This window comes from Pseudomonas sp. 2725 (assembly GCF_050434585.1).
GTDB lineage: Bacteria > Pseudomonadota > Gammaproteobacteria > Pseudomonadales > Pseudomonadaceae > Aquipseudomonas > Aquipseudomonas jessenii.
The window spans coordinates 201,325-225,410 of sequence record NZ_JBNDIV010000007.1 but is presented as its reverse complement, the minus strand read 5'-3'; the positions used below and the strand labels follow the sequence as shown (position 1 = coordinate 225,410).

General features: G+C 60.4%; 14 protein-coding genes and 2 pseudogenes. 9 read left to right on the top strand and 7 right to left on the bottom strand.

Annotated features, from left to right (window positions below; translation table 11 throughout):
- Window positions 1-2 precede the first annotated feature (2 nt).
- The 4 genes from aceF to msrA all read left to right on the top strand — a co-directional run bounded on the left by aceF (window position 3) and on the right by msrA (window position 7,428).
- The gene (gene aceF, locus ABIE16_RS21125; RefSeq protein ID WP_429521862.1) at window positions 3-1,961 is read left to right on the top strand and encodes a dihydrolipoyllysine-residue acetyltransferase; all 1,959 of its coding nucleotides are present in this window, start codon (window positions 3-5) and stop codon (window positions 1,959-1,961) included.
- 275 nt (window positions 1,962-2,236) lie between these two features.
- Window positions 2,237-3,631 (top strand): alkaline phosphatase D family protein, encoded by a 1,395-nt coding sequence (locus tag ABIE16_RS21120; protein ID WP_429521861.1) that lies wholly within the window; start codon window positions 2,237-2,239, stop codon window positions 3,629-3,631.
- Between the two features lie 234 nt (window positions 3,632-3,865).
- Window positions 3,866-6,559 carry a putative bifunctional diguanylate cyclase/phosphodiesterase gene (locus tag ABIE16_RS21115; RefSeq protein ID WP_429521860.1) on the top strand — a complete coding sequence of 898 codons (2,694 nt, stop codon included), beginning with the start codon at window positions 3,866-3,868 and terminating at the stop codon, window positions 6,557-6,559.
- A 218-nt stretch (window positions 6,560-6,777) separates the two neighbouring features.
- Window positions 6,778-7,428, top strand: coding sequence for a peptide-methionine (S)-S-oxide reductase MsrA (gene msrA / locus ABIE16_RS21110; RefSeq protein WP_090452759.1), 651 nt, complete (start codon window positions 6,778-6,780; stop codon window positions 7,426-7,428).
- A gap of 110 nt (window positions 7,429-7,538) precedes the next feature.
- Here msrA and ABIE16_RS21105 read toward each other — a convergent pair whose 3' ends face one another.
- The 3 genes from ABIE16_RS21105 to putP all read right to left on the bottom strand — a co-directional run bounded on the left by ABIE16_RS21105 (window position 7,539) and on the right by putP (window position 10,857).
- The gene (locus tag ABIE16_RS21105; protein WP_057712298.1) at window positions 7,539-8,378 is read right to left on the bottom strand and encodes a 23S rRNA (adenine(2030)-N(6))-methyltransferase RlmJ; all 840 of its coding nucleotides are present in this window, start codon (window positions 8,376-8,378) and stop codon (window positions 7,539-7,541) included.
- Window positions 8,379-8,619: 241 nt separating this feature from the next.
- A complete protein-coding gene (locus ABIE16_RS21100; RefSeq protein ID WP_429521859.1) occupies window positions 8,620-8,943 on the bottom strand; it encodes a hypothetical protein in 324 nt (107 codons plus the stop codon).
- Between the two features lie 429 nt (window positions 8,944-9,372).
- Window positions 9,373-10,857 (bottom strand): sodium/proline symporter PutP, encoded by a 1,485-nt coding sequence (gene putP, locus ABIE16_RS21095; protein WP_057712300.1) that lies wholly within the window; start codon window positions 10,855-10,857, stop codon window positions 9,373-9,375.
- Between the two features lie 461 nt (window positions 10,858-11,318).
- Here putP and putA point away from each other — a divergent pair, with 461 nt between their 5' ends.
- Entirely contained in the window at window positions 11,319-15,269 is a 3,951-nt protein-coding gene (putA, locus tag ABIE16_RS21090) for a trifunctional transcriptional regulator/proline dehydrogenase/L-glutamate gamma-semialdehyde dehydrogenase (RefSeq protein ID WP_429521858.1), read from the top strand.
- Between the two features lie 257 nt (window positions 15,270-15,526).
- Window positions 15,527-17,329, top strand: a complete 1,803-nt coding sequence (locus ABIE16_RS21085) for an acyl-CoA dehydrogenase (RefSeq protein ID WP_429521857.1) — start codon at window positions 15,527-15,529, stop codon at window positions 17,327-17,329.
- Between the two features lie 142 nt (window positions 17,330-17,471).
- Here the strand turns inward: ABIE16_RS21085 and ABIE16_RS21080 are convergent, their stop codons facing one another.
- The 4 genes and pseudogenes from ABIE16_RS21080 to ABIE16_RS21065 all read right to left on the bottom strand — a co-directional run bounded on the left by ABIE16_RS21080 (window position 17,472) and on the right by ABIE16_RS21065 (window position 20,039).
- Window positions 17,472-18,203: a methyl-accepting chemotaxis protein gene (locus ABIE16_RS21080; protein ID WP_429521935.1), complete on the bottom strand. Its 732-nt coding sequence runs from the start codon at window positions 18,201-18,203 to the stop codon at window positions 17,472-17,474.
- Between the two features lie 132 nt (window positions 18,204-18,335).
- Window positions 18,336-19,364 (bottom strand): annotated as a pseudogene (locus tag ABIE16_RS21075) (HAMP domain-containing protein); the annotation flags it as partial.
- Window positions 19,365-19,509: 145 nt separating this feature from the next.
- Entirely contained in the window at window positions 19,510-19,812 is a 303-nt protein-coding gene (locus ABIE16_RS21070) for a cell division protein ZapA (RefSeq protein ID WP_057712304.1), read from the bottom strand.
- On the bottom strand, window positions 19,809-20,039 hold the full coding sequence (locus tag ABIE16_RS21065; RefSeq protein ID WP_090452750.1) for a hypothetical protein: 231 nt from the start codon (window positions 20,037-20,039) through the stop codon (window positions 19,809-19,811). The genes ABIE16_RS21070 and ABIE16_RS21065 overlap by 4 nt, the downstream gene beginning before the upstream one ends.
- A gap of 386 nt (window positions 20,040-20,425) precedes the next feature.
- Here ABIE16_RS21065 and ABIE16_RS21060 point away from each other — a divergent pair.
- The 3 genes and pseudogenes from ABIE16_RS21060 to ABIE16_RS21050 form a co-directional block, all read left to right on the top strand.
- Window positions 20,426-21,196, top strand: a pseudogene (locus ABIE16_RS21060) (MCP four helix bundle domain-containing protein); the annotation flags it as partial.
- Window positions 21,179-22,051 (top strand): methyl-accepting chemotaxis protein, encoded by an 873-nt coding sequence (locus ABIE16_RS21055; RefSeq protein ID WP_371319461.1) that lies wholly within the window; start codon window positions 21,179-21,181, stop codon window positions 22,049-22,051. The pseudogene ABIE16_RS21060 and the gene ABIE16_RS21055, both read left to right, overlap by 18 nt.
- 282 nt (window positions 22,052-22,333) lie before the next feature.
- Window positions 22,334-24,076 (top strand): potassium/proton antiporter, encoded by a 1,743-nt coding sequence (locus ABIE16_RS21050; RefSeq protein WP_057712307.1) that lies wholly within the window; start codon window positions 22,334-22,336, stop codon window positions 24,074-24,076.
- Window positions 24,077-24,086: the final 10 nt, after the last annotated feature.

The following is a 24,086-nucleotide window of genomic DNA, read 5'->3' as shown; positions in this document are numbered from 1 at the left end:
CTGTGAGCGAACTCATTCGCGTACCTGACATCGGCAGCGGTGAAGGTGAAGTAATTGAACTGTTTGTGAAGGTCGGCGACCGTATCGAAGCCGACCAGAGCATCCTGACACTTGAGTCGGACAAGGCGAGCATGGAAGTGCCTGCGCCGAAGGCCGGTATCATCAAGAGCCTGAAAGTGAAGCTGGGCGATCGCCTGAAAGAAGGTGACGAACTGCTGGAGCTGGAAGTCGAAGGTGCCGCTGCTGCGGCTCCTGCGGCTGCCGCACCGGCGGCCAAGGCTGAAGCCAAACCGGCTGCTGCACCTGCCGCCGCTCCTGCTCCTGCTGCGCCGGCTGCTGCCAGCGTTCAGCAAGTGCATGTGCCGGACATCGGTTCGTCGGGCAAGGCCCAGATCATCGAGATCCAGGTCAAGGTCGGCGACACCGTTACGGCTGATCAGTCGCTGATCACCCTGGAGTCCGACAAGGCGAGCATGGAAATCCCGTCGCCTGCCGCTGGCGTGGTCAAGGCCATCAGCGTCAAGCTCAACGACGAAGTCGGCACCGGCGACCTGATCCTGGATCTGGAAGTGGCGGGTGCTGCTGCTCCGGCTGCTGCTCCGGCCCAGGCTGCCGCTCCGGCACCCGCCGCTGCACCTGCTGCTGCCGCAGCCCCGGCCGCTCCAGTGGCCGACAGCGTTCAGGACATCCATGTTCCGGACATCGGTTCGGCGGGCAAGGCCAAGATCATCGAAGTCCTGGTCAAGGCAGGCGACACCGTTGTGGCCGACCAGTCGCTGATCACCCTGGAATCCGACAAGGCGAGCATGGAAATCCCGTCGCCAGCCGCTGGCGTGGTGGAAAGCGTTTCCATCAAGCTCGACGACGAAGTCGGAACCGGCGACCTGATCCTGAAACTGAAAGTCAAAGGCGCCGCTCCTGCTGCACCTGTTGCTGCGACCGCACCTGCCGCTGCTGCTCCGAGCGCTCCAGCTCCAGCCGCTGCTGCTCCGGCTGCCGCTGCTCCTGCTGCCCCGGTTGCTGCTCCAGCCAAGCCAGGCGCCAAAGTTCACGCCGGCCCTGCCGTGCGTCAACTGGCCCGCGAATTCGGCGTCGAGCTGAGCGCTGTAGGCGCCAGCGGTCCGCACGGTCGCATCCTGAAAGAAGACGTGCAGGTCTACGTCAAAGCCATGATGCAGAAGGCCAAGGAAGCACCGGCCGCTGCGGCTGGCGCAACCGGTGGCGCGGGCATCCCGCCGATTCCGGTCGTGGACTTCAGCCGCTTCGGTGAAATCGAAGAAGTGCCGATGACCCGCCTGATGCAGGTCGGCGCCGCCAACCTGCACCGCAGCTGGCTGAACGTACCGCACGTGACGCAATTCGACTCGGCGGATATCACCGAGCTCGAAGCGTTCCGTGTTGCCCAGAAGGCCGTTGCAGAGAAGGCCGGCGTCAAGCTGACCATCCTGCCGTTGCTGCTCAAGACCTGCGCGCACCTGCTCAAGGAACTGCCGGACTTCAACAGCTCGCTGGCGCCAAGCGGCAAAGCGATCATCCGCAAGAAATACGTGAACATCGGCTTCGCCGTCGACACCCCGGATGGCCTGCTGGTACCGGTCATCAAGAACGTCGACCAGAAGAGCCTGCTGCAATTGGCCGCCGAGGCTGCTTCCCTGGCTGAAAAAGCCCGGACCAAGAAGCTCTCGTCGGACGAGATGCAAGGCGCCTGCTTCACCATTTCCAGCCTCGGCCACATTGGCGGCACCGGCTTCACGCCGATCGTCAACGCGCCGGAAGTGGCGATCCTCGGTGTTTCCAAGGCAACCATCCAGCCAGTCTGGGACGGCAAAGCCTTCCAGCCGAAACTGATGCTGCCGCTGTCGCTGTCCTACGATCACCGTGTGATCAACGGCGCCGCTGCTGCACGCTTCACCAAGCGTCTGAGCGATCTGCTGGGCGACATCCGCACCATGCTCCTGTAATACCGACCGGCCCTCCTTCTCCGGAGGGCCTGTTGCGTTCCACGTTTCCGAGCGCCACGCTCGTACCTCAACCCCGCCAATTTGGCGGGGCTTTTTTTTGCCTGAAGTTATTACTTAAAACGTCTTCCTACATTTGTGGCTGATACCGCCCACAACTCGAGTCCATTTCTGCCAGATATTTTTTCGGGTCAAATAACTAGTCTTGGCTGGAAGACTACTTATTACATCCGAAACAACCATCAGACTAATTCATTAGCAGCCGAATGGACTCAAACATGTTCAAACCAACTGTCGGCCCGATTATTGGTCACACCACAACTAATCACGCCCGTATTTTCTTACGCGGCGAACACAATAAAGACACCTTGGTATTTGCTGGCATTCGCTATAGACGACAAGGTGAAGATCACTGGTCAAAAGGTAACTTTGCGAAACTCGAACCCGAGCACGACATGTGCGAAGTCATCGTGCTGAACAACCTGTCCGCCGACTCCGACTATGAATATCAGGCCGGGTGGTTCAGCCTGACCAGCCCGGCGCACACCGTCGACACGGTGAAGGAACTGCCGCTGCAATGGTCACGGCAGGTTTATCACTTGCGTACCCGTTCCAGCCAGTCCAGCCTGCCAAGGGCCTACATTGTCGGCTCTTGCCGATACCTGCGCATGACCGCAGGCATAGCATCCGCCCCTCACCTGGGCGACAGAGTCTTTGCTTCGATTTCACGTTTGGTGGAGCAAGCCAATCCTCCCGTCAGCGCGCTGGTGATGACGGGAGACCAAATCTATGTCGATGACTTGAACATTATTGCCCCTGATCGGGAACTCAAGGAAATCCTCCATAAATATCGCGTGGCGTTTTCGCAGATAAATATCGCAAGGTTAATGTCCAATCTGCCCACTTACATGATCCTTGACGACCATGAAATAGAGGACAACTGGCCCGCCAACAAGAGCAAGTCCGATGAGTACTTATATGCAAACGCAATCAGGGCCTATGAGTTGTATCAGGCCAGTCATAGTCCTGCCCATGCACTAACTGATGATGGACTGACAAATAAACGACTGGACAAATACTGGTATCAATTTACTGAAGGTGATATCGAATGGTTTGTTACCGACAGTCGGACCCGACGCAATCTGTCGGCCACTGACCGACGCATTCTCGACGCAGCCCAGGAACAAGCCTTGTGCGACTGGCTGATCCACAGCCCGGCACGGGTCAAATTCGTGGTCACCAGTGTCATGTTCTACCCTGACCGCAAACGCACGGATGATGACGCCTGGCAGGCCTTTCCAGAGCAACGGCTACGGTTGCTGGAGACCATCCGCACACACCGCATCAAGAATGTCTTCTTCATTTCCGGCGATGTCCACGGCTCGCTGACCAGTCGGCTGAGCCACAGCGAGGATGCGGACTTCGAGGTCCACACCATCGTCTCGTCACCGCTGTGCAACAGCAAAATGCTGCCCTATGCCACGACCGCCACATTCGTCCTCGATCACCCCCTGGTCCGCACCACCGCAGGCGACTATCGACATGAACTGAGCAGCAAGGTGATCAGCCAGGATAATTTTGCACACCTGGTCGTCGATGCCGGGCAGCTTCAGGTGAATTTCCACGACCGGGAGGGCAAGCATTTGCAGTCCATTGGCATCCCGATTCGCTGACCCGGAAACAGATCGCAGTCACTGGCAATACTTGCAAAACTGCGATTTTTCAGTGACTGGCAATACTTTTTGCCACCGACTGAAGAAAACTTGTCGTCTGCCGACATATTCTTATAGCACTTGGCCTTCATCTCTCTTGTCAGTCGGTGTCGCAATGATGCAACCTTGCCGCAGGCAACAGTAAAGAGGGCGAGAGCCCAGCGCGTTCAGCATATTCGAAGCGAGTTTCCCTCCATGAAAAGCCAGCCCGATGCCGCCAGCCGTATGGTGGCCGAGGTAGTGACGCAGTTGCCTGTGCCCTCGCGGCTCGGCATGCTGCGTTTCGAACGGCTTAATGAACCCAGCTGGGCGCTGCTGTTTCTCGATCCCAATTGCGAACGCCAGTTCGGCCTGCCAGCCGTGGAACTGTGTGCGCTGGTGGGCTCGCCCTACGCCAGCCTGATGGAGCCGCTAGCACGCTATCAACTGCACGACGCAGTCCAGCAACAGCTGACTGAAAGCCCGCACTACCTGATCCGCTATACCCTGCATACCGCCGCTGGCTCCCTGACTCTGCTGGAGCTGGGCGAAGCCTACAAACAACACAATCGACACCTGTTGCGCGGCTACCTGCTGGTCATCGACGGCCTGTTCGAGGATGACCCGCTGCAACCGGCCATGGACCTTGAAACCCAGAACTCGCGCCTGCAAATCGCCCTGGAACTCAATCAACGTACCCAGCAGGAGCAACTGCTGCATCTGGAGCGGGTGCGAGCCCAGCAGGATCTGATCCTGCTGCTCACCCGTCAACGCTACAGCAGCAGCAACTCCTTGCGCGAAGCCGCCGAGCTGATCACCCGCAGTGCCTGCGACATCTACGAAATCGACAGTGCCAGCCTGTGGCACCTCGAAGGCTCGATGCTGGTGCCGATCTCGGCCTATCACCGCACGAATCAGGAATACCTGCTGCCGCAACCGATCGACGTCAGTCTTTTCCCCGATTACCTCGACGCCCTGCACACCGGCCGTGCCATCGACGCCCATAACGCCATGCGCGACCCACGCACCCGGGAGATGGCCGAAAGCCTGCGCCCGCGGGATGTCAACGCAATGCTCGACGCCAGTATCCGCGTCGATGGCCAGGTGGTCGGCGTTTTGTGCCTGGAGCAAACCGGGGCAACCCGCGCCTGGCAGTCGGATGAAATCGCGTTCGCCGGAGAACTGGCGGACCAGTTTGCCCAGGTCATCAGCAACCACAACCGGCGAACCGCCACCAGCGCCCTGCACCTGTTCCAGCGCGCGGTCGAACAAAGTGCCAACGCCTTTTTGCTGGTCAACTGCGATGGCGTGGTGGAATACGTCAACCCGAGCTTCACCGCGATCACCCAATATTCCACCGAAGAAGTGCACGGTCAGCGGCTGTCAGAACTACCGGCCCTGGAGAACCTCAGCGAACTGCTGTTCGATGCACCTTCGGCGCTGGCCAAGAGCAACAGTTGGCAAGGTGAATTCAAGAGCCGCCGGAAAAACCTCGAACCCTACTGGGGCCAATTGTCGATCTCCAAGGTTTACGGCGACAACCGCGAGCTGACCCACTACATCGGCATCTACGAAGACATCACCCAGACCAAGCTCGCCCAACAACGTATCGAGCGCCTGGCCTACACCGACAACCTGACCAACCTTGGCAACCGCCCGGCGTTCATCCGCAACCTCGATGAACGCTTCGCCCGGGACAGCGACGCGCCGATCAGCCTGTTGCTGGTGGACATCGACAACTTCAAGCGGATCAACGACAGCCTCGGCCACCAGACCGGCGACAAACTGCTGATCAGCCTGGCCCGGCGCCTGCGCAACAGCCTGATCCCGAGCGGCAGCCTGGCGCGATTCGCCAGTAACGAATTCGCCGTGTTGCTGGACAACAGCGACCTCACGACGGGCCAGCAAGTGGCCAACCAGTTGCTGGCGACCCTCGACAAACCGATGTTCGTCGACAACCAGTTGATCAGCGTCACCGGCTCCGTGGGCCTGGCCTGTGCGCCACTGCACGGGCGCGACCCGCAAACCCTGATGCGCAATGCCGGGCTGGCGCTGCACAAGGCCAAGGCCAACGGCAAACATCAGGTGCAGGTGTTCACCGAAGCGCTGAACGCCGAGGCCAGCTACAAGCTGTTCGTCGAAAACAACCTGCGCCGCGCCCTGACCCAGAACGAACTCGACGTGTTCTACCAGCCCAAGCTGTGCCTGCGCAGCGGTCGCCTGCTGGGGATGGAAGCCCTGCTGCGCTGGGACCATCCGGAAAAAGGCATGATCCGCCCGGATCAGTTCATCAGCGTCGCCGAGGAAACCGGGCTGATCATTCCGATCGGAAAATGGATCGCCCGCCAGGCCTGCCGCATGAGCAAAGCGCTGACCGCCGCCGGCCTGGGCAACCTGCAAGTGGCGATCAACCTGTCGCCCAAGCAGTTTTCCGACCCAGACCTGGTGGCCTCCATTGCCAACATCCTCAAGGAAGAAGCCCTGCCGGCGCATTTACTGGAGCTGGAGCTGACCGAAGGCCTGCTGCTGGAGGCTACCGAAGACACCCACTTGCAGCTCGACCAGCTCAAGCGCCTGGGCCTGACCCTGGCCATGGACGACTTCGGCACCGGTTACTCGTCGCTCAGTTACTTGAAAAAATTCCCCATCGACATCATCAAGATCGATCGAAGCTTTATCCACGAAATCCCGGACAACCAGGACGACATGGAAATCACCTCCGCGGTGATCGCCATGGCCCACAACCTGAAACTCAAGGTCGTGGCTGAAGGCATCGAAACCGCCGAGCAGTTGTCGTTCCTGCGCCGTCACCGCTGCGACGTCGGCCAGGGCTACCTGTTCGACCGTCCGATCCCGGGCAATGAGCTGATCGACAAGCTCAAACGCTACCCGCGTGGCCCAATCGCCTGACAAACACAGAACCTGTGGCAGACATAAACTCTGTGGCAGGCAAAAAACCTGTGGGAGCGAGCTTGCTCGCGATAGCGGTGGACCAGTCAGCACCCATGACACCGACACACCGCTATCAGGAGCAGGCTCACCCCTACAGGGGTAGTGCGTATCGGGCAGGTATTGGGCACACTGACAGTCTGTTTATTTACAACCCAACCTGACTGAGAGGACTGATCATGGTTCTGCGCTCGGAAATTCTGGTGAACAAAAACGTGCTCCCTACTAAAGAACAAGCTCTGCCTGGCCGCGAAACCGCGATGACCCTGCCTGAAAAGCACTTTGTGTTTAAAGACACCCCCTTGCTCGGCCCGTTCTTCGAAGATGTCGACTTCGCGATCTTCGGCCTCGGCTGCTTCTGGGGCGCGGAACGCCGCTTCTGGCAGCGTGAAGGCGTGGTCAGCACCGTGGTCGGCTACGCCGGCGGTTTCACGCCGAACCCGACCTACGAAGAAGTCTGCTCGGGCCTGACCGGTCACGCCGAAGTGGTGCTGGTGGTGTATGACAAGGCCAAGGTCAGCTACGAAGGACTGCTGGCGATGTTCTGGGAACTGCACAACCCGACGCAGGGCATGCGCCAGGGCAACGACATCGGCACCCAATACCGTTCGGTGATCTACGCCACTAGCCCGGAACAACTGGACGCGGCGCTCAAGAGCAAGGAAACCTACCAGGCCGAGCTGTCCAAGGCCGGTCTCGGTGAAATCAGCACCGAAATCGACCAGGCCCCAACCGTCTACTTTGCCGAGACGTATCACCAGCAGTACCTGGCGAAAAACCCGGAAGGCTATTGCGGCATCGGCGGTACCGGCGTGACCTGCCCGATCTGACAACTGACTGTAGAAGCGAGCCCGCTCGCGAAAAACCAAAGGACGCCGCTGGGCATCCGGTTTTACGCGTTAACGTTCACGACCTTCGCGAGCAAGCTCGCTCCTACAGATCAACTCTCGGCAATCAACCAGTCCATCCGCCACCCACCCTGGGTCTGCCCAAGCTTCTCGGACAACCACGGCAGCAGCTCACGCAATTCCTCTTCCAGCCCCCACGGCGGATTGGCGATCGCCAGCCCGGAACCGTTCAGGCTGTTGGGCGTATCCAATGGATGCACCAGCAACTCCACCCGCAACAACTTCGGCGCACCGGTACCGGCCAGGTCCTGATAGAAGCGGCGCAGCGCGCGCTGATCCTTCACCGGGTACCAGATTGCCGCCACGGTCTGACGCATCCGGCCAATCGCTTCCTTCAATGACGCGGCACAGCGCTGCATCTCGTCGAGCTTCTCGAACGGCGGATCGATCAACATCACCGCACGCTTCTCCGGCACCGGCAGCAAGGCCCGCGACACATGCCAGCCCTCACCCAAGTGAACCTTGACCCGACGATCACCGGCCATGTTGTCCTTGAGCAAAACGCCGTCTTCCGGATGTTTCTCGTTGAGCAACACACGGTCCTGAGGGCGGGTCAGACGCCGCGCCAACTCCGGCGACCCCGGGTAATAGCGCAACTGGCCATCCGGGTTCATCTCGTGCAGCACCTGCATGTAATCAGCGGTCAGGATCGGCAGATCCGGCTGATCCCACAAACGCGCAATGCCTTCCAGGTACTCACCGGTACGATTGGCCTGATCACCCTGAAGGTCATACAGACCGATGCCGGCGTGGGTATCGAGATAGGCAAACGGCTGCTCCTTGCGCGACATCAGGGCGATGAGGCGGGTCAAGGTCAGGTGTTTGAACACATCGGCGTGATTGCCGGCATGGAAGGCGTGACGATAATTCATGGCTGCTCCTGCGAAGGCCGGGAAGTTTACCTTTTACCGGGCGGCAAGTCAGGAGTTGGCAGCCAAGCGGCCGGTGAGGCACTACGAAGCCCTGTGGCGAGGGGGCTTGCCCCCGTTCGACTGCAAAGCAGTCGCCAACCCCAAGTACTGCGGTGTGCCTGATAACACCGGGTCGCTGAACTCAGGGTTGCTGCGCAACCCAACGGGGGCAAGCCCCCCTCACCACAAAAGCCACCCGGCGCTACGCCGAAGGCCGTGCCCGCAACCGCCGCCCAACCACATCCAGCACATCACAGCCATCGCGCAACGTAATTGCGCAGAGCAAGGCGAAATCGCTGAGGATGAAGGACTCACACTCGATAGAACCGCGCATGGACAGGTTCTCAAGCACTTGGGTTACTGCGCGGAGTCTGTAGTTGGCGGCGTCGGTGAGGATGTCGAGTGGCGCGTGGGTGTCGACGAACAGGGTGGGCGTATCGGTGCAGTTGCTGGTCAATGCCATGAAGCGGTTGTCGGGATGGGGGATTGGCTTTACGTAGGGTGGGTCGGGGTGAATTGTTTTCACTTTTTAACCTCTGGTAGAAGTGGGGCTACCATCGGCCTTCCTACAGGCTTGGGTGGCAGCCATACGCGGGGTAGGAATATCGAGACCAGAGAACTCGACCACGCCGAAGCGTGCCCGCGCACAGCCGCCGAAACAGATCTTACGGGCGCAAGTTAGTGGCCGCAAATCAGGTGTCGATGCCAAGCGTGTCTCATGGTCTTAACAGGTTCCTACACCCCACCACTGAATTGTCAGTGACCGCCAAAGACTATCGACGGAACTCGCGTCGTACCAGTTCATGAAAACCGCTACGTTTTGAAGGAAACGTCCGAGGACCCTGCCCGGAAAATTCGCACCACGGATATCGGAGAAGCAAAAAAAACGGCCCGCACTGTTAAAGCTGCGAGCCGTTCTTTTATCAGGGACGGGAAGAGTTCAACCCATCACTCATCACTTGTTCAAACGATAGTCCGCCTCAGCAGCAGCAAAACGCTGGAACATGCCGGCAGTCGGCGTGCCCATTTTGCTGACGAAGTAGATCGCCAGGCTGGCGAAGATGAAACCAGGGATGATTTCGTACAGGCCCAGCAGTTCGAAGTGCTTCCAGACGATCACGGTGATCGCGCCGACCAGGATACCGGCCAGTGCGCCGTTGCGGGTCATGTCTTTCCAGATCACGGAGATCAGCACCACCGGACCGAATGCGGCACCGAAACCGGCCCAGGCGTAGCTCACCAGACCCAGTACACGGTTTTCCGGGTTGGACGCCAGGGCGATCGCCACCAGGGCAACCAACAACACCATGGCACGGCCGACCCACACCAGTTCCAGCTGCGAAGCGGATTTACGCAGGAAGGTCTTGTAGAAGTCTTCGGTCAGGGCGCTCGAGCACACCAGCAACTGGCAGCTCAGGGTGCTCATGACGGCAGCCAGAATGGCCGACAGCAGGATACCCGCGATCCATGGGTTGAACAGGATCTTGGCCAGTTCGATGAACACACGCTCGTGGTTCTCGGTGACTGCGCCAGCCACGTCCGGGTGCGCCGAGAAGTAGGCGATACCGAAGAAGCCGACTGCCACGGTGCCGCCCAGGCACAGGATCATCCAGGTCATGGAAATGCGGCGGGCGTTGGCGATCGATTTAACCGAATCGGCAGCCATGAAACGCGCCAGGATATGCGGCTGGCCGAAGTAGCCCAGACCCCAGCCCATCAGCGAGATGATGCCGATGAAAGTGGTGCCCTTGAGCATGTCGAAGTTGCTTGGATCTTGCGCTTCGATGGCCAGGAAAGTGGTGTCGACGCCGCCGGTGGCCAGCAACACGATAACCGGCGTCAGGATCAACGCGAAGATCATCAGGGTGGCTTGTACGGTATCGGTCCAGCTCACGGCCAGGAAACCACCGATAAAGGTGTAGGCAATCGTCGCCGCAGCACCGGCCCACAGCGCAGTCTCGTAGGACATGCCGAAGGTGCTTTCGAACAGACGGGCGCCGGCCACGATGCCGGAAGCACAGTAGATGGTGAAGAACACCAGGATCACGACCGCGGAGATGATCCGCAGCAGGCCGCTTTTGTCTTCGAAACGGCTGGCGAAGTAGTCCGGCAGGGTCAGTGCATCACCGTTGTGCTCGGTCTGCACACGCAGACGGCCGGCGACGAACAGCCAGTTCAGGTAGGCGCCGACGATCAGGCCGATGGCGATCCAGCTTTCGGACAGACCGGACATGTAGATCGCGCCGGGCAAGCCCATCAACAACCAGCCGCTCATGTCGGAGGCACCGGCGGACAGTGCGGTCACGACGCTGCCCAGGCTACGACCGCCCAGAATGTAGTCGGAAAGGTTGTTGGTGGAGCGATAGGCCATCAAGCCGATCAGCACCATTGCTGCGATGTAGATCACGAACGTGATCAGGGTTGGATTGCTTACGCTCATTAAGTTACGCCCTGGCTTTGTTTTTATGTAGCTGCGGCTGGTGAACCGCTCGCAAACGCATACGTTTGACAGACGATCCGGATTCCCGCGCATTTATGACTGATGTTTCCCCAGGAAAGCCATCAGCCGGAGCACCCGGGTTTCGACCGGGTTGCACCTTGGGCGCGAATGCTATTCAACAAAGCAAATAAGGTGCAACCAGTTTCTTGAGAATAAGTTGCACCCAGTCGGAAATAAATTTCAAACCCGGTTTTTTGCTCCTTTTCGGAGCAAGAACTCGGGCCAACCACCCTAAAAAGCACCAAGCAAAGGCAGCACCGCCGTACCAGAATTTATTTCCTGACGAGCTGCGTAATATTCCGACAAAAAAAGGGTTGCACCCGGTTGCACCTCAACAGTCGCACGGCTAATCTTGCCGCCAGCTGATGCCACGCAGTCGTGGCAAACATGAGGATAAAAACATGGCTACCACCACCCTTGGGGTCAAACTTGACGACCCGACCCGCGAACGCCTCAAGGCCGCCGCGACCTCGATTGATCGCACGCCGCACTGGCTGATCAAGCAGGCAATCTTCAATTACCTGGAAAAACTCGAGGGTGGTGCAACCCTGTCCGAGCTGAACGGTTCGACCAAGGATTCCGACGACTCCGTCGACGCGCCTCTGGATCACGCCCACCAGTGTTTCCTCGAATTCGCCGAAAGCATCCTGCCGCAATCGGTACTGCGCGCGTCGATCACCGCCGCCTACCGTCGCCCTGAGCCGGAAGTCGTGCCGATGCTGATCGAGCAGGCTCGCCTGCCGGCACCGATGGCCGAAGCCACCAACAAACTCGCCGCCTCGATTGCTGAAAAACTGCGCAACCAGAAGAGCGCCGGCGGCCGTGCCGGCATCGTCCAAGGCCTGTTGCAGGAGTTCTCCCTGTCGTCCCAGGAAGGCGTGGCGCTGATGTGCCTGGCCGAAGCGCTGCTGCGCATCCCGGACAAAGGCACCCGCGACGCCCTGATCCGCGACAAGATCAGCACCGGCAACTGGCAGCCGCACCTGGGCAACAGCCCGTCGCTGTTCGTCAACGCCGCCACCTGGGGTTTGCTGCTGACCGGCAAACTGGTGTCGACCCACAACGAAGCCGGCCTGACTTCGTCCCTGAGCCGCATCATCGGCAAGAGCGGCGAGCCGATGATCCGCAAGGGCGTCGACATGGCCATGCGCCTGATGGGCGAGCAGTTCGTGACCGGCGAAACCATCGCCGAAGCCCTGGCCAACGCCAGCAAGTTCGAAACCAAAGGTTTCCGCTATTCCTACGACATGCTGGGTGAAGCCGCACTCACCGAGCACGACGCACAGAAGTACCTGGCCTCGTACGAACAAGCCATCCACTCGATCGGCAAAGCCTCCCACGGTCGCGGGATTTATGAAGGCCCGGGCATCTCGATCAAGCTGTCCGCCCTGCACCCGCGTTACAGCCGCGCCCAGTACGAGCGCGTGATGGACGAGCTGTACCCGCGCCTGCTGTCGCTGACCCTGCTGGCCAAGCAATATGACATCGGCCTGAACATCGACGCCGAAGAGGCCGATCGCCTGGAGCTGTCACTGGATCTGCTCGAGCGCCTGTGCTTCGAGCCGCAACTGACTGGCTGGAACGGCATCGGTTTCGTGATCCAGGCTTACCAGAAGCGTTGCCCGTACGTGATCGACTACGTGATCGACCTGGCTCGCCGCAGCCGTCATCGCCTGATGATCCGCCTGGTAAAAGGCGCGTACTGGGACAGCGAAATCAAGCGCGCCCAGGTCGAAGGCCTGGAAGGCTACCCGGTCTACACCCGCAAGGTGTACACCGACGTGTCCTACATCGCTTGCGCCCGCAAGCTGCTGTCGGTGCCGGAAGTCATCTACCCGCAGTTCGCCACGCACAACGCCCACACCCTGTCGGCCATTTATCACATCGCCGGTCAGAACTATTACCCGGGCCAGTACGAATTCCAGTGCCTGCACGGCATGGGTGAACCGCTGTACGAACAGGTTGTAGGCAAAGTTTCCGAAGGCAAGCTGAACCGTCCGTGCCGCGTGTACGCTCCAGTCGGCACCCACGAAACCCTGCTGGCCTACCTGGTGCGTCGCCTGCTGGAAAACGGCGCGAACACTTCGTTCGTCAACCGTATTGCCGACCAGTCGATTTCGATCCAGGAACTGGTGGCCGATCCGGTAGCCAGCATCGAGCAAATGGCGACCGTGGAAGGTGGTTTCGGCCTGCCGCACCCGCGCATTCCGCTGCCGCGTGACCTGTATGGTTCCGAGCGCGCCAACTCCAGCGGCATCGACATGGCCAACGAACATCGTTTGGCATCCCTGTCCTGCGCGCTTCTCGCTACCGCACACAACCACTGGAAAGCGGCGCCGATGCTCGGTTGCGCTTCCAGCAGCGAAGCCCCGGCACCGGTCTTGAACCCGTCCGATCTGCGTGACGTGGTCGGCCATGTACAGGAAGCGACCGTCGAAGACGTCGACAACGCGATCCAGTGCGCCCTCAACGCTGCACCGATCTGGCAGGCCACGCCGCCCGCCGAGCGCGCCGCGATCCTGGAACGTGCCGCCGATCTGATGGAAGCCGAAATCCAGCCGCTGATGGGCCTGCTGGCCCGCGAAGCCGGCAAGACCTTCGCCAACGCCATCGCCGAAGTGCGTGAAGCCGTGGATTTCCTGCGTTATTACGCGGTGCAGGCACGCAACGATTTCACCAATGACGCTCACCGTCCGTTGGGCCCAGTCGTATGCATCAGCCCGTGGAACTTCCCGCTGGCGATCTTCAGTGGTCAGGTGGCTGCTGCATTGGCCGCTGGTAACCCGGTATTGGCCAAGCCTGCGGAACAAACGCCGCTGGTCGCCGCTCAGGCCGTGCGCCTGATGCTCGAAGCCGGCATCCCGGAAGGCGTGCTGCAACTGCTGCCGGGTCGCGGTGAAACCGTCGGTGCCGGCCTGGTCGGCGACGATCGCGTCAAAGGCGTGATGTTCACCGGTTCCACCGAAGTCGCTCGCTTGCTGCAACGCAACATCGCCGGCCGCCTGGACAGCCAGGGTCGTCCAATCCCGCTGATCGCCGAAACCGGTGGCCAGAACGCGATGATCGTCGACTCCTCGGCACTGACCGAACAGGTTGTGATCGACGTGGTGTCCTCGGCCTTCGACAGCGCCGGTCAGCGTTGCTCGGCTCTGCGTGTACTGTGCTTGCAGGAAGATTCCGCCGACCGCGTCATCGAAATGCTCAAAGGTGCCATGGCTGAAAGCCGTCTCGGCAACCCTGAGCGTCTGTCCGTGGACATCGGCCCGGTGATCGACGCCGAAGCCAAGGCTGGCATCGAGAAGCACATCCAGGCCATGCGCGACAAAGGTCGCAGCGTGTACCAGGTGGCCATCGCCGACGCCGAAGAAGTCAAACGCGGCACCTTCGTGATGCCGACACTGATCGAACTGGAAAGCTTCGACGAACTGCAGCGGGAGATCTTCGGCCCGGTGCTGCACGTGGTTCGCTACAAGCGCAAGGACATCGATCAACTGATCGGCCAGATCAACGCTTCCGGTTACGGCCTGACCCTGGGCGTGCACACCCGCATCGACGAGACCATTGCCAAGGTGATCGACAACGTCAACGCCGGTAACGTCTACGTCAACCGCAACATTGTTGGTGCAGTAGTAGGCGTGCAGCCATTCGGCGGCGAAGGCCTGTCGGGTACCGGCCCGAAAGCCGGCGGCCCGCTGTACCTGTACCGCCTGCTGTCGACGCGCCCTGCGGATGCGATCGAACAATCCTTCGCTCGTGGCGATGCTGCCGCGGCACCGGACGTTCGTCTGCGCGATGCCATGAGCAAGCCGCTGACCGCCTTGAAAGCCTGGGCCGACAACCACAAGTTCGCCGACCTGAGCACCCTGTGCGTGCAGTTCGCCGCGCAATCGCAAAGCGGTATCACCCGCCTCCTGGCCGGCCCGACCGGCGAACGCAACAGCTATGCGATCCTGCCACGGGAACACGTGCTGTGCCTGGCGGAAGTCGAAGGCGACCTGCTGACGCAACTGGCGGCGGTATTGGCTGTCGGCGGTTCGGCGGTATGGCCGGAAGCTGACATGACCAAAGCCTTGTTCGCACGCCTGCCGAAGGACATTCAGGCGCGCATCAAGCTGGTTTCCGACTGGAACAAGGACGAAGTGGTGTTTGATGCGGTTCTGCATCACGGCCATTCCGACCAGTTGCGTGCGGTGTGCCAGCAGGTTGCCAAGCGTGCCGGCGCCATCGTCGGTGTGCAGGGTCTGTCCCAGGGCGAAACCAACATTGCGCTGGAGCGTCTGGTGATCGAGCGTGCGTTGAGCGTCAACACCGCTGCTGCGGGTGGTAATGCCAGTTTGATGACCATCGGCTAAAACCGATAAGCCGGGCTGCCGCATTGGCCGCCCGGTATGCAATCCCCCTGTGGGAGCGAGCTTGCTCGCGATAGCGATCCATCAGTCACCTTCCATATTGACTGATCTGCCGCCATCGCGAGCAAGCTCGCTCCCACAGTTGTTTTGTAGTTCCTGCTAAGGCTCTGCTCTGCCCCACCATCACGCTCATCAATCATGCTATTCAGCATAAATTCACAAGCCTAGACTCGGCCCACTCCAACAAAAGGTAGGCCGCCATGTCCGAGACGTTGCTCAGTTCCCGTAATCTGGCTTTCGAGCTGTATGAAGTCCTTGATGCCGAGGGCCTGACCCAGCGTGAGCGTTTCGCCGAGCACAACCGCGAAACCTTCGATGCCGCCATTGGCACCGCCCGCAGCATCGCCGAGAAGTTCTTCGCCCCGCACAACCGCAAGGGCGACGAGAACGAGCCGCGCTACGAGAACGGTCAGGCGATTCTGATTCCGGAAGTGAAACCGGCGGTAGACGCCTTCCTCGAAGCCGGCTTCCTCAACGCCGCGCGCAGTTTCGACGCTGGCGGCATGCAGCTTCCTACGCTGCTGTCCCAGGCCTGCTTCGCGCACTTTCAATCGGCCAATGCTGCTTCGACGTCCTATCCGTTCCTGACCATGGGCGCGGCGAACCTGATCGAGAGCTTCGGCACTGAAGAGCAGAAGCGCCGCTTCCTGCAACCGATGATCGATGGCCGTTTCTTCGGCACCATGGCCCTGACCGAACCCCACGCGGGTTCGTCGCTGTCGGATATTCGTACACGCGCAGAACCTGCGTCTGACGGCACCTATCGCCTCAAGGGCAACAAGATTTTCATCTCCGGTGGCGATCACCCGCTGTCGGAAAACATCGTGCACATGGTGCTGGCCAAGCTGCCGGACGCACCGGCCGGGGTGAAGGGCATTTCGCTGTTTATCGTGCCCAAGTTCCTGGTCAACGACGATGGCAGCCTCGGCCAACGCAACGACGTGTTGCTGGCCGGGCTGTTCCACAAGATGGGCTGGCGCGGCACCACCTCCACCGCACTGAATTTCGGCGATAACGGCGAGTGCGTCGGCTATCTGGTGGGCAAGCCGCACCATGGCTTGAGTTACATGTTCCAGATGATGAACGAGGCCCGGATCGGCGTCGGCATGGGTGCGGTGATGCTTGGTTACGCCGGCTATCTGTACTCGCTAAAATACGCCCGCGAACGTCCGCAGGGACGCGTGCCGGACAGCAAGGACCCGAACACCGCGCCGGTGGCGATCATTCAGCACGCCGACGTCAAACGCATGCTGTTGACGCAAAAGGCTTACGTCGAAGGTTCGTTTGACTTGGGTCTGTATGCGGCGCGACTGTTCGATGACACCACCACGCTTGCGACCGAAGCCGAACGCAAACAGGCCCATGAACTGCTGGATTTACTGACACCGATCGTCAAATCCTGGCCATCGGAGTTCTGCCTGAAGGCCAACGAACTGGCGATCCAGATCCTCGGCGGCCACGGTTATACCCGTGAGTACCCGGTGGAGCAGTACTACCGCGACAACCGCCTGAACCCGATCCACGAAGGCACCCACGGTATTCAGTCGCTAGACCTTTTGGGCCGCAAACTGGCGCAGAACGGTGGCGCGGGGCTCAAGCAACTGATCCGCCTGATCGCCGACACTGGCGAGCGAGCACAGGCGTTTGATTCATTGACGCCGCTGCGCGAGCCGCTGGAAAAACTGGTGGCACGCCTGCAAACCGTGACCATCGGCCTCCTGACTGATCTGGCCCAAGGCAAGGTCAACAGCAGCCTGGCGAACTCGGCGCTGTACCTGAAAGTGTTTGGTCACACGGTGATCGGCTGGCGCTGGCTGGAACAGGCGATCCGTGCCGAGGAAGGTTTGGCCAAGGGTAATGCGGCGGATGTGGCCTTCTATAAAGGCAAGCTGCAGGCGGCGCGTTATTTCCTGACATGGGAAGTGCCGGGCTGCCACCATGAGCTGGCGATTCTTGAGGCTCGGGATGATGTGTGCCTGGGCATGCAGGATGAGTGGTTCTGATCCAACCTTTGTGGTGTAGCTGAAAACCAATCGCGAGCAAGCTCGCTCCCACAGGAATCCCTGTTGGCCACAAATCTTGTGTTCAACACACAAACCCTGTGGGAGCGAGCTTGCTCGCGATGGCGTCAGCACTATCAATACATCAACTCAGCTTGAACCCCCCCATCTGCCGCGCCAAATCATCCGCCAACCGCTGCAACGTCTGACAATCCTCCCGACAGGCCCTGACCTCCCCCGCCGTCGCCCGCGCCAGGTCGGAGATGCCCTGAACGTTCCGGTTGATCTCCTCGGTCACCGCCGATTGCTCTTCCGTCGCCGTCGCCACCTGATGGTTCATGTCGCTGATGCGCTCCACTTGCCCGGTAATCGCGGTCAACGAAGCCCCGGTACGCTGGCTGGACTCGACACCCGTGCCGGTCGCGGCTTGCCCGGAATGCATCGACGACACCGCATTCTCCGCACCCTGCTTGAGGCTGCCGATCATCTGCTGGATTTCATCGGTAGATGCCTGCGTACGCCGCGCCAAAGTCCGCACTTCATCGGCCACCACGGCAAACCCGCGCCCCATGTCCCCGGCTCGCGCAGCTTCGATAGCGGCGTTGAGCGCCAGCAGGTTGGTCTGCTCGGAAATCCCCCGAATCACCGCCAGCACCTGGTCGATCGACGCCACTTGATGGGCCAGTTCACCCACCGCTGTGGCCGCGACGCCGATTTCCCGGGACATGCTTTCAATGTGGCGGATCGAACCACCCACCACATCCCGCGCCTGCAGCGCTTCGTCACGGGCGGTTTGTGAAGCGAATGCCGCGTTGCCGGCGTTCTGCGCGATGTCCTGCACAGTCAGGCCCATTTCATGCACCGCGGTGGCGACCATGTCGGTCATTTCCTGCTGGCGCCCGGAGCGTTCGGCGGTGTTGTCCACCACCCGCGCCACCTGCCCGACAGCAGCGCGCAACTGTTCGCTGGTGGTAAGCACTTCACCGATCATGTCGCGCTGGCTGTCGAGAAAGCGATTGAAGCCACGCGCCAGATCGCCCAGCTCATCGGCGCGACTGGAATCTAACCGCTGGGTCAAATCTCCACCACCGCTACCGATGGCAACCAGTGCCGCTGTTACCTGACGAATCGGCCGCACCAACCCACGGGCCAGCAGCACCACCAGCAACAGACACACAATCGCCACCGCCAGGCCGATACCGCTGCTCATCCACATGGCGCGCCGGGCTTCGGCGTAGATCTGCGATTGCGGCACTTCGGCCACCAGCGTCCAGCCGAGATCGCGCAAAGGCAGACTCAACGCGAGAAAGTCTTCGCCATCACGCTGGAAGCTGCTGTTGGTGGCAGTTTTTTGACCCATGACCGCTTGCGCGGCTGACTCGCCAATCTGTTCGGCCAAGGTGCGCTTACCGCTGAATTGCGCCTCTGGGTGAACCTGGATCAAACCGTCGGAACGCACGAGATAGACCTTGCCGCGCTCACCGAAGCTGAAGTTGTGGATCAGCTCCGACAGCTCTTTCATGCTCAGGCCAAGCCCGGCAACGCCCACGACTTTACCGGCCTGCTCGACCTTGAGGTCGATGAACAGCGCCAATTCTCCGGTGGCCGTGTCGATGTCGATATTGAGGGTGCGCGGCTGGTTGCTGTCGAGGAACGAGTAGAACCAGGCGTCTTTGGGATTGGAACGACTGAGGGTGCGGTCCAGGCCTTTTTCGGTAATGTAATGGCTGGACGCGGTGCCGATGATCAGCGCGGTAAAGGCTTTGTGCTCGGCGCGAATGCCTTCCAGATACTGCGCGAAGCTGGCGGTCTTGGCGCTGTCCTCACCCCCGGCCAGCCAGTCGCGCACCATGCTGTTGCTGGCGATGTCCTTGGCGGCGGTAAGGGGTTGGACGAGGATCCGCTCGATGTCGTTGCGCATCGCTTCGATGCTCGACGGCAAGGCTTGCTCGACCAGATAGCTCTGGGCGAGGCGGTTGACCACCAGGGTATAAATGCCAACCACGATCAGGATACTGACCAGCAGGGCGGTGCCCATGCTCAGGATCAACTGCCATTGAATACTGCGTCGCCAGAACTGCATGGAGCACCCCCAAAGAATAAGAGGCTGAAACACTGCAACAGCCGTGCCGATTGTATACAAGCCAACCGACAATCTATTCTTTGGTTGTGCGCAAAGCCGATCAGGCCTGATTGATCGTCTTGGAAATCACTTCAACCGTGGCGCTGACTTGCTCTTGGTAACGGTCAAGGTCGAGCTTGTGCTGCTTCTGCATTTCGATCTGCTGGGAACACAGATTCATCGCCGCCAGCACCAGCAGTCGGTCACCGATCAGCGTCGGGTACTTCCTCTTGGTTTCGGCCAGGGCTGCCTTCAACATCATCGCGGCGTCCAGCAGGGTCTGTTCTTCCCCGGCCGGTGCCTTGATCGAATAGTCCTCCCCCAGGATCGAGACGACTTTTACCCCTGCGGCGTTGTAACTCATGCGCTGACAGGGCCTGCGCTGACGCGCTCAACCAGGGCCTGGATGCGAGCCGCCGTGGCGCCTTGCTTCTCTTCCTGCTCCATCAGGTTCAGTTGCAGGCTTTCGTTTTCATCCTTGGCCTGGGCCAGTTCTGCGGTCAGGGTCTGGTTGGTGCCGAGCAACGTCTGGTTCTGTTGCACCAGGTCACTGACCAGTTGTTCCAATTGGCTTAGGGATGCTTCCAACATTTTGATTTTCCGGGCTTTTTCAAAGGGCGCGTACGATAAAGAAAAGTCACCCTGGATGCCAGGGTTATACAGGCGCAAAGCCTTGATTTTGCTGACGAGTGACCTTTCTCGCAAACTGTAGAGACTGTGATACCCCGATCTGGTTCCTGCACTTCGTCGCCCGCCTATGCAGGAGCGAGCTTGTTCGCGATGGACGCGAACGATATCGCGCCCTGTCTGAATGATTGCGTTGTCCATGCGTTTTTCGCGAGCGGGCTCACTCCTACAAGGTAACCACCCGGTCGCAGTAAAAACGCGCAAGGACTCAAGACTTCAGCCAGGCGACCGATAAGCCATCCATACAGCAGCCTCAGCCCGGCGCGGATGCGCTCTTTTCGGTGATTGCCATGTCCCTTCGTAATATGAATATCGCCCCTCGGGCGTTCCTCAGCTTTGCCCTGATTGGCGGCTTGATGATGGTTCTGGGGGTGTTTGCCTTGAATCAGATGAGCAAGATCCGCGGCGCGGCCGAGAACATCACCAACAACAGTGTGCCGAGCATCAAGAGCCTGGACGACTTCACACAGCTCACCTTGCGCCTGCGCGTGCTGTCCTATCGCTTGCTGGTGAACCGCGAGCCTGATGTGCAGCAGAAAACCATGGAGCTGCTGGAGACGCGCAACCAGCAGATTCGCACCGCCCAGGCAACCTACGAAAAGCTGATCGCCAGCCCGCAGGAACGTGCGGCCTACGATCAATACGTACAGCTGCTGGGTCAATACCGCCAGATCGAAGACCGGATGAAGACCCTGTCGCGCAACAATCAGGTCGATGAATTGCGCAGCCTGCTCAACACCGATTTGCTCAACAACTCCGAAGCGGTCAACACCGTGTTGAACCGCCTGCTGGAGATCAACACCCAGCAGAGCCACGACACCAACCAGCAGTCGGCGGATCAATACGATTCGGCGTTCAACCTGGTAATCACCCTGTTGGTGATCGCCACCGCCTTGACGCTGCTGCTCGCCTGGTTGCTGACCAACAGCATCACCCAACCGATCGCCAATGCCCTGGGCGCCGCCGAACAGATTGCCGAAGGCAACCTGACGCGCCCGATCACCGTTGACGGCCAGGATGAAGCCGGCCGTTTGCTGCTGGCCATGTCGAAGATGCAGGAAAAACTGCGCGACACACTGCAGCGCATTTCCGGCTCGGCCACGCAACTTGCATCCGCTGCCGAAGAACTCAACAGCGTCACCGACGAAAGCGCCCGTGGCCTGACCCGGCAGAACAACGAAATCGAACAGGCTGCCACCGCAGTCAACGAAATGACCAGCGCCGTGGAAGAAGTCGCGCGTAACGCGGTCAGCACATCCGAGGCCTCGAAGAACGCCACCACATCTGCCGGTGACGGCCGTGACCTGGTGCAGGAAACCGTCAGCGCCATCGAACGCATGAGCGCCGACGTGCAGAGCACCGCGACCCTGATCGGCGACCTGGCCAACGAGTCCCGTGACATCGGCAAGGTGCTGGATGTGATCCGTGGCCTGGCCGACCAGACCAACCTGCTGGCCTTGAACGCCGCCATCGAGGCCGCGCGCGCCGGTGAGGCCGGTCGTGGTTTTGCGGTGGTGGCCGACGAGGTACGAGCCCTGGCTCACCGCACCCAGCAGTCGACCAGCGAGATCGAACGCATGATCGGCAGCATCCAGAGCGGCACCGAGCACGCGGTGGATTCGATGCGCAACAGCACCGAACGCGCCGAATCGACCCTGAACATCGCCCGCGGCGCCGGGATGTCGCTGGACACCATCAACAGCGCCATCGTCGAAATCAACGAACGCAACCTCGTGATCGCCAGCGCCGCTGAAGAACAGGCACAGGTGGCCCGTGAAGTGGATCGCAACCTGGTTAACATCCGTGACCTGTCGGTGCAGTCGGCCACCGGGGCGAATCAGACGAGTGCGGCGAGCAATGAACTGTCGCGCCTGGCGGTAGACCTGAACACCCTGGTTGGGCGGTTTAGCCTTTAACGAGCACCGCTGACTCTGTGGCGAGGGGGCTTGCCCCCGTTGGGCTGCGCAGCGGCCCCTTCCCTGTTAACCGCGTACATCCATTAAATAGCATCTACCGGATTTACGACTGCTTCGCAGCCGAACGGGGGCAAGCCCCTTCGCCACAATGATTTCACCCGGCGTGAAGAATCGCCTGCAAAAAGCTTTTTGACAGCATCACATTTCAACAGGTTAGAATCGCTGGCACGCAGACTGCATGGTCAGTTTGCGCCCGCCTTTCAGCTTTCTGGAGTACTGCCTTTGAATGCGACGACCATCAACAGCCTGTTCTTGATCGGCGCGTTGCTGGTAGGTGCGAGCATTCTGGTGAGCTCACTTTCGTCCCGTCTCGGCATCCCGATTCTGGTGATCATCCTGGCCGTCGGCATGGCGGCCGGTGTCGATGGCGCCGGCATTCTTTTTGATAACTACCCCACGGCTTATCTGGTGGGCAACCTCGCGTTGGCGGTGATCCTGCTCGACGGCGGCCTGCGCACCCGGGTGTCGAGTTTCCGCGTGGCGTTATGGCCGGCGCTGTCGCTGGCGACGGTCGGGGTGTTGATTACCACCGGGCTGACCGGCATGGCGGCCGCGTGGCTGTTCGACTTGAACCTGATTCAAGGCCTGCTGATCGGCGCCATCGTCGGTTCTACCGACGCCGCCGCAGTGTTCTCGCTGCTTGGCGGCAAGGGCCTGAACGAACGGGTAACCGCCAGCCTCGAGATCGAATCCGGCAGCAACGACCCGATGGCAGTGTTTCTCACCGTCACCCTGATCGACATGCTTGCCAGCGGCCAGACCGGCCTGCACTGGAGCCTGCTGACCCACTTGCTGCGCGAATTCGGCATCGGCGGAGTCATCGGCCTGGGCGGTGGCTGGCTCATGCTGCAACTGGTCAATCGCATCAACCTGGCCACCGGCCTGTATCCGATCCTGGTGATTGCCGGCGGCCTGGTGGTGTTTGCGCTGACCAACGCCCTGCACGGCAGTGGCTTCCTGGCGGTATACATCTGCGGCCTGGTGATCGGCAACCGTCCGGTGCGCAGCCGCCACGGCATCCTGCACATGCTCGACGGCATGGCCTGGCTGGCGCAGATCGGCATGTTCCTGGTGCTGGGGCTGCTGGTGACGCCCCACGACCTGCTGCCTATCGCCTTGCCGGCACTGGCCCTGGCGCTGTGGATGATTCTGTTTGCCCGGCCACTGTCGGTGATAGTTGGCCTGCTGCCGTTCAAGGCGTTCCATGGTCGCGAGAAGGCATTCATCTCCTGGGTCGGCTTGCGCGGCGCGGTTCCGATCATTCTCGCGGTGTTCCCGCTGATGGCCGGCCTGCCCAACGCTCAGCTCTACTTCAACCTCGCGTTCTTTATCGTGCTGGTGTCGCTGCTGGTTCAGGGCACGAGCCTGCCGTGGGTCGCCAAGCTGCTGAAGGTGACGGTGCCCCCGGAGCCTGCACCCATCTCCCGCTCGGCCTTGGAAGTGCACGTCACCAGCGAGTGGGAACTGTTCGTCTATCGCCTGGGCGCGGAAAAATGGTGCATCGGTTCGCCCCTTCGCGAGCTGAATATGCCCGAAGGCACCCGTATCGCCGCCCTGTTTCGTGGCCAGCAATTGCTCCATCCGTCGGGTAGTACAGTGCTGGAAGTCGATGATTTGTTGTGTGTTATCGGCCATGAACACAACCTGCCGGCCCTCGGAAAACTCTTCAGCCAGGCGCCACAACGGGGCCTCGATCTGCGCTTCTTCGGCGACTTCGTACTTGAAGGAGACGCCCAGCTGGCCGCGGTTGCGGCCCTCTATGGCCTGAAGGTCGAAGGCATCGATCCGGACATGTCCCTGGGCCACTTCATTGCCCAGAAGGTTGGCGGCGCGCCGGTGGTGGGTGACCAGGTGGAATGGAACAACACCATTTGGACCGTGGCCGTCATGGACGGGAACAAGATCGGTAAAGTGGGCGTCAGATTCCCCGAAGGAAGTCGCCCGGGTCCCGGACTCTTCCTCTAAACTGCTTCCA